General features: G+C 50.5%; 9 protein-coding genes. 2 read left to right on the top strand and 7 right to left on the bottom strand.

Annotation, left to right across the window (positions count from 1 at the left end; translation table 11 throughout):
- Nucleotides 1–396: LysM peptidoglycan-binding domain-containing protein (locus AQR02_RS33690; RefSeq protein ID WP_245237182.1), on the bottom strand; the 396-nt coding region annotated here is incomplete at its 3' end.
- 172 nt (nucleotides 397–568) lie between these two features.
- Between AQR02_RS33690 and AQR02_RS35485 the strand changes: the two genes are divergently transcribed.
- A complete protein-coding gene (locus tag AQR02_RS35485; protein WP_108721980.1) occupies nucleotides 569–865 on the top strand; it encodes a DUF1720 domain-containing protein in 297 nt (98 codons plus the stop codon).
- A gap of 216 nt (nucleotides 866–1,081) precedes the next feature.
- Here the strand turns inward: AQR02_RS35485 and racE are convergent, their stop codons facing one another.
- The 5 genes from racE to AQR02_RS07155 all read right to left on the bottom strand — a co-directional run bounded on the left by racE (nucleotide 1,082) and on the right by AQR02_RS07155 (nucleotide 4,381).
- Complete coding sequence (racE, locus tag AQR02_RS07175) at nucleotides 1,082–1,888, bottom strand: glutamate racemase (RefSeq protein WP_054939998.1); 807 nt, start codon at nucleotides 1,886–1,888, stop codon at nucleotides 1,082–1,084.
- 219 nt (nucleotides 1,889–2,107) lie between these two features.
- Entirely contained in the window at nucleotides 2,108–2,596 is a 489-nt protein-coding gene (locus AQR02_RS07170) for a YtxH domain-containing protein (protein WP_054939997.1), read from the bottom strand.
- A 102-nt stretch (nucleotides 2,597–2,698) separates the two neighbouring features.
- Nucleotides 2,699–3,370, bottom strand: a complete 672-nt coding sequence (locus tag AQR02_RS07165; protein WP_054939996.1) for a helix-turn-helix transcriptional regulator — start codon at nucleotides 3,368–3,370, stop codon at nucleotides 2,699–2,701.
- Nucleotides 3,371–3,440: 70 nt separating this feature from the next.
- A complete protein-coding gene (locus tag AQR02_RS07160) occupies nucleotides 3,441–3,881 on the bottom strand; it encodes a DUF86 domain-containing protein (protein ID WP_054939995.1) in 441 nt (146 codons plus the stop codon).
- Between the two features lie 212 nt (nucleotides 3,882–4,093).
- Entirely contained in the window at nucleotides 4,094–4,381 is a 288-nt protein-coding gene (locus AQR02_RS07155; RefSeq protein WP_054939994.1) for a Dabb family protein, read from the bottom strand.
- A gap of 163 nt (nucleotides 4,382–4,544) precedes the next feature.
- Here AQR02_RS07155 and AQR02_RS07150 point away from each other — a divergent pair, with 163 nt between their 5' ends.
- A complete protein-coding gene (locus tag AQR02_RS07150) occupies nucleotides 4,545–5,129 on the top strand; it encodes a helix-turn-helix domain-containing protein (protein ID WP_054939993.1) in 585 nt (194 codons plus the stop codon).
- 103 nt (nucleotides 5,130–5,232) lie between these two features.
- Here the strand turns inward: AQR02_RS07150 and AQR02_RS07145 are convergent.
- Nucleotides 5,233–5,913 (bottom strand): class I SAM-dependent methyltransferase (locus tag AQR02_RS07145; protein ID WP_245237180.1); only part of this gene is annotated, 681 nt, incomplete at its 5' end.

The raw sequence follows: 5,913 nt of genomic DNA, 5'->3' as shown, positions 1-5,913 counted from the left end.
AATGAAGGAGTACTTATCCATTAGCTGCCTGATCTCTTCCTCTACATCTGCCGGTCCGTATTCACTGTTGACAGCTACCCTGCTGCTGGACAGCGGCTGGGGGATGACCAGCACCTTACCCGGGATGCATTGGCGTGCGGAGGTGACACCGGGATTCAGAATCTCAAGCTCCTCAACGCTCACTCCGAATAGGGCAGAGATGGAAGCTGCATCGTCACCCTGCTGCACGGAGTAACGCTTGCGCGGTGCAGAGGGCAGAAAAAGAATCTGCCCCGGGTATAGGTAGGGCTGTCTCCCTGCCCACGGATTCCCTTGGATGACATGCTCCGGTGTAAGTCCATGCCTGGCGGCAATGCGGTTAACAGTGTCTCCCCTGCGGGTAATATATTGCTGCATATGTCTCATCCTCTCAAACCCTCTAGTTGCCGTCATCCCCTGCAAGACTCCGGGACACAGCCTCACCTTATTGTATGCAGCCCCTACTGCTCCGCATGAACGAAAAGAGCCTGCCAATGCTTGACTAAACGAAAAAATGTAACCGCATACAAAAATAGTGGGGCTTGAATTCATGGGGCCCAACAGGGGGAATTCAACGGGATATTTCCCTTTGATTTCACAACTTTGCTCATTTACACCAAATTTAACGGTACTTTTCCCTTTGATTTCACAACTTTGCTCATTTACACCAAATTCAACGGGACTTTTCCCTTTGATCTTACAACTTTGCTCATTTATGCCAAATTCAACGGGATATTTCCCTTTGATTTCACAACTTTGCTCATTTACGCCAAATTCAACGGGATATTTCCCTTTGATTTCACAACTTTGCTCATTTATGCCGATATCAGTGGGACTTTTCCTCTAATTCCGCGATTGTCTAATGACGCCATACGCCGGATTCTGTGGTGCTCCACCCTCTCGAGGCTCTTTATTTGAGCGCCCCACCCCGCTCAGCGGGTGAATCACCATATACAAGTTATAATACACGCCTAATAAAAAAAGAAACCGGGAGCAACTCTCACGGTTTCCTGGACAATACCCGTTACGGGGGGTTGTCCCTATTCATGTCACCACAGTAAATCTACAACGAGGATACCTGCCAGACGACAGGCGTGCGTTTAAGTTGCTCACCAAGCCAGTCGCGGGCGATCCGCTGGAACATTTCGGCATCTCCGCTGCAGAAAAATTGGTGGATCGGGGTTTCATCCCCCTTGGCCAGCTGGCCTTTCTCGTAGAGAATGGTGCTAATTTCCCGCGCAGTCTCATCCGCCGAGCTGATCAGCTTCACTCCCGGCCCCATTACTTTGCCTATCGGTTCTACCAGAAACGGATAATGTGTACAGCCGAGAATCATAGTATCGATAGGCTCGTATTTGATTCCGTTAAGCGATTCAGCCACTGCGATATGGCTTTCTTCTGAGCGGAACATGCCTTGCTCCACAAAAGGGACAAGCGCCGGACAAGCCTGGCTGACCACCTCGACAAACGGGGAAAGCTGCTTCAGCGCCGCTGTATAAGCCCCGCTCTTAATCGTTCCAATGGTGCCGATGACACCAACACGGCCTGTTTTGGTTGCACTGATGGCGGCGCGGGCACCGGGATGGATGACTCCGATCACCGGTATGGACACCTTTGCGGAGATATAGTCCAGCGCTGCCGCTGTTGCGGTGTTGCAGGCAATAACAATCATTTTAGGATTAAATTGAATTAAATAGTCCACAATCTGTTCAGTGAACAATTTCACTTCTTCGGTTGAACGGGGTCCGTATGGGGCACGGGCAGTATCTCCAAAATAAATGATTTTCTCCCTGGGGAGCTGTCTCATCACCTCTTTGACAACCGTAAGTCCCCCCACACCTGAGTCTAGTATAGCTATAGCTTGCTGCACGAACACACCGCTTCCTTTAACTTGTTTTGTGTAGCTTATGTAAGGCCAAACACAAGTGTACCTGGGCTTGAGCCCCAATTGCAGATAATACTCTTTTTGCGGCCCCAATTCAAGGAAGTATTGAAAAAACCGCCTCCCGCCGGAAGCGGAAAGCGGCTGTATGCCTGCTGGAGCCTTATATATTCACCATTCATTAAGTATGCAGTCTGTAAAATAAATTTAGACAGTACCATCTTTATCTTTGTCTTTGTCTGATTCCACTGAACCATCTTCATCCACAACAGCTTCCGCGCTGTTTCCGGCTTCACCGATACCGGCATCCGCCACATCCTGGGCATCCTCAATGGCTGCGGCAATAATTTCTGCCGTTTCGGTTTCGTCCAAGCTTACCGGAGCTTCTTCTGCGGCGATTCCACTTACCACGGCAAGCTCCTCTTCCGTATCCGTATGGGTATACTGCTTGCTCCATTCCTTTACTTCACTCACCACAGACTCTACCGCGTCCTTGGCTTTGCCATACAGCTCCGATCCTTTATCCCCTGCCTGGACGGCGATCTCCTGCACTTTATCAATCGCACCATTCGTTCCGTCAACAATATCCTTGCGCAGTTCTTTTCCCGGCTTGGGTGCCAGCAGCAGCGCCGTCACTGAACCTACAACGCTACCCGCCAGAATTCCCCACAGCAAGCTTTTGCTATCCTTTTTCATCGTCCATCTCTCCTTTGGATTCAAAGTGCCTCTGCCCGGCCATCCGGGCTATCGCCTAGTTCTGCTATATCATAAGCGCAGAGAGTTTGTCCTGTGATTACTTTAGGAAGTTTTTTCAGAAGGATTGTCCTGTCGGTTTGTTGGGTTAGGAGTGATGGCATACCGGCAGCTTTGTCCGCCTTCCGCCATACATTCCGTGCGTGTCACCTTAGCCCCGAGCAGCTCCTCAAAAAGACTCTGTTCACATTGGCAGGCTTTGCGGTATTGGGTAGCAACCTGACGGATGGGACAATTATATTCCCGCATCACGTATGAGCCGTCATCCCCCTTGCTCCATTCAGCCATATATCCCCCGGAGTTCTGTATCGAGGACAGCTCAGCTACCCGCTCCTCCAGATTACGGTTCTCCATCATCGGGGTATATTGGGCAAGCATCCGCATCCGCCGGCCTTCAAACAACACATTCACAGCCTCCAGCCCGCTGGTGTGATCGAGCTCCCTCAGCAGCTCCAGGGCCAGATTATGATACGTTTTGGGAAAATGCTCTTCCGCCCGCTCAGTCAGCGAATACACATGCAATGGCCTGCCCATCGCCTGGCGTACTACCTTGGTCTTGGCCAGCGACTCCTGCTCCAGCTGCAGCACATGACGCCGTACGCCCATCTCGGTAATCCCGAGCTCTTCTGCAAGCGCGCCGATTGTCAGCGGCCCTTTCATTTTGAGCAGCGTCATTATATTGCGTCTTGTCGATCCGCTCTCCTGACCCTTCTTCATGTTCTGGAACCTCCTCTCCTTACGGCTGCCGTCCGTGTAATGCCCTCCGGTCTGCCTGATTACCCTCTATTCAAACCGGCGGCTCCGCTCCCAGCTCCTGATCCAGATACCGGTGCACCTCTGCGGCAAAACGCTCTAGAACGCCTGGAAGCAGCTTCGTTAGCGGATGCAGCGCGCTGCGATCCCAGGAATAATAATCCTGCACAAGCGGCTTACGGAGCGCTACCAGGCTAATGAGCACATCGTAGATCCCGCTGTCTCCAAGCACCTTCTCCTCATGGATAATCGAGATGATATCTTCATAGCTGCCGGCATCACGCATAATGAACCCGTCGATAAGACAGCTCCCAACATCGGTAACGACCTCTATCGCCAGATGCAGGCAGCGTTCCTGCACCAGACCCATAACTATGCTTCCATCCCAGGAATCCGCAGCGCCCCGCAGACCGGTCCCGATATCGGGAATCTGCTCCAGTATATTTTCAATTTGCTTCCGGTTAACATAGTACACAGCTGACCCTCCAAGTCTGGTAGTATAAATGAACGGCAATGATTAACATTTATTTGCCGCGCTTGCCGCGGCGTTTCAGCCAGAACAGCATGATGAAGCTGGCGGCCAGAAAAACGATCAGGTAGGTTAACGCTTCCATCGGATACTCAAGCTCACGCATTTACATCACCGCTTCCGGAATAGAATGGGAACTCCTGCCGCTCCCGGCAGACTTAAATTTCGTAATCTACGGCGTAGGACACTTCCTTGACCTCGTTGATGTGCGCTATTACTTCCTTATGGGCGGGGTGCACCTGATATGCCTGCAAATCCTCCAGTGATGCAACCTCAGTTACCAGCGCAATATCAAAAGAACGCTCCGAACGAACAACATCGGTTCCAACCTCGATGGAAATCAGCTGAGGGATTTTACCTTCCATATTCTGCAGAACTGCTACTGTAGCAGCGATACTTTCCGGTGACGAGTCTTTTAATTTGAAAAATACGATATGCTTAATCATCTATTTCGCTCCCTGCCCTGAATATTGTAATTTGTTTAGTAAAAATATATCATAACGGCAAGACTTCTGAAAGAAACTTAAACCTCATGTCAGCAATTACAGCATTAACCATTGCAGCGTACCCGAAAGTATTGTAGTATAACGTTAAAAATTCGGAGGAAGTATGCCTAAGAATCAACAAGAATCTCATAAAATCCAGGCCTGGTCTCTGATCAACCGCAAATATCTTGGACAAGGCGTACGGGTCAAACGGTTCCGGAGGCCCAAACGCAGCCAGATCCGTAACCGCGTTCTGCTTGCTATCCTGATGGCTAAGGACATTAAACTATCCAAGCTTGCGGAAGAGCTCGCCGTATCCTCGCGCAGTGTGAGCGCCTGGGTATACGAAGGACGCATTCCTTCCAGGAACAATCTGGAGAAGGTCTGCCGCCTGCTAGGCTATCCGTCCCATATCCTGTTCAATGAAGCTCTCCTGCGGCAAAGTCCGATTGTATGCCAGCCTACACCTTCACGTTTTATGAAAAGAACACTCGCCCACTCACCGCAGAACAATGTGATTTTGACGGGGCTATGCATGGTGTATGATTTCTCTGTAACCGATGTCAGCGTCTGGATCGGCGTACATCCCGGCACATTCCGCAAATGGCTGCATCAATGCCATCTTCCAACCTTGGCCCTGCAGGAAAAAGCCGAAAGCTTCTTCCGTATTCCGCGGAATATTCTGTTCGCTGACTGCGATTTAAGATAGGCGGGCACGAAGTCTCACATGAACAATCCCCCACAACCCGGTTCCAACTATACTTAAGGCCCTTCTTTATATCAAAGAAGGGCCTATTGACGTGTAATGAGCATCAGTTTATTTTACGCGCAACAATAAATCTCAGTATGTATTCATGGATTCCTCCCTGTTCACTCTGCAGCTTCTCAAGGAATGACCCGGTCTGAAGAATCTCTGTTCCGGAGAAATGGCTTCTTAAGTCGGCCTCACTAAAGAAGTGGGCATATTTTCCTTCCTTGTATTCATAAGTCCCCGGTTCAAGCTGCCTGCCGCAGCCGTTATTGCGGTCTTCATCGGAGAAACTCGTGAAATAAAGCAGTCCTCCGGTGCGCAGCTGGGCAAGACTTGCAGCAATCAGCCTCTTTCGCTCCTCTTTCAGAAACAAATGAAGCACATCGTAGCAGTAGACGGCGTCCACCAGAACATCCAGGTGCGGTCCCAGTGCAGAACCGGCAATGAATATCGTTGCAGGGTCCCATTCTGCGGCAAGCTCCAGGGCCTCGGTGCTTAAATCGATCCCGTATGTAGTGAATGCGGCGGAGAATACTTTGGTATTGCGCCCGTATCCTGCACCTGGAACCAGAACAGAGTTCAAGCCTGCATCCTCAAAAATACCTCTGGCCCATTCCGCTGAGGGACTGGGCTCTTTCCCCCAAATCATGCCTTCACGGGCAAAGCGTCCGCTCCAGTATTGTGACACTTCTCTTTCCCCCTTTGCTGCTGATCCTATCCCTTGACTCTGTACCAGTATTGA

The sequence above is a fragment of the Paenibacillus ihuae genome, from assembly GCF_001368795.1.
Taxonomy (GTDB): Bacteria; Bacillota; Bacilli; order Paenibacillales; family Paenibacillaceae; genus Paenibacillus_AQ; species Paenibacillus_AQ ihuae.
Note: the sequence above shows the minus strand (reverse complement) of the source record. Positions and strands in the feature narration are given on the sequence as shown.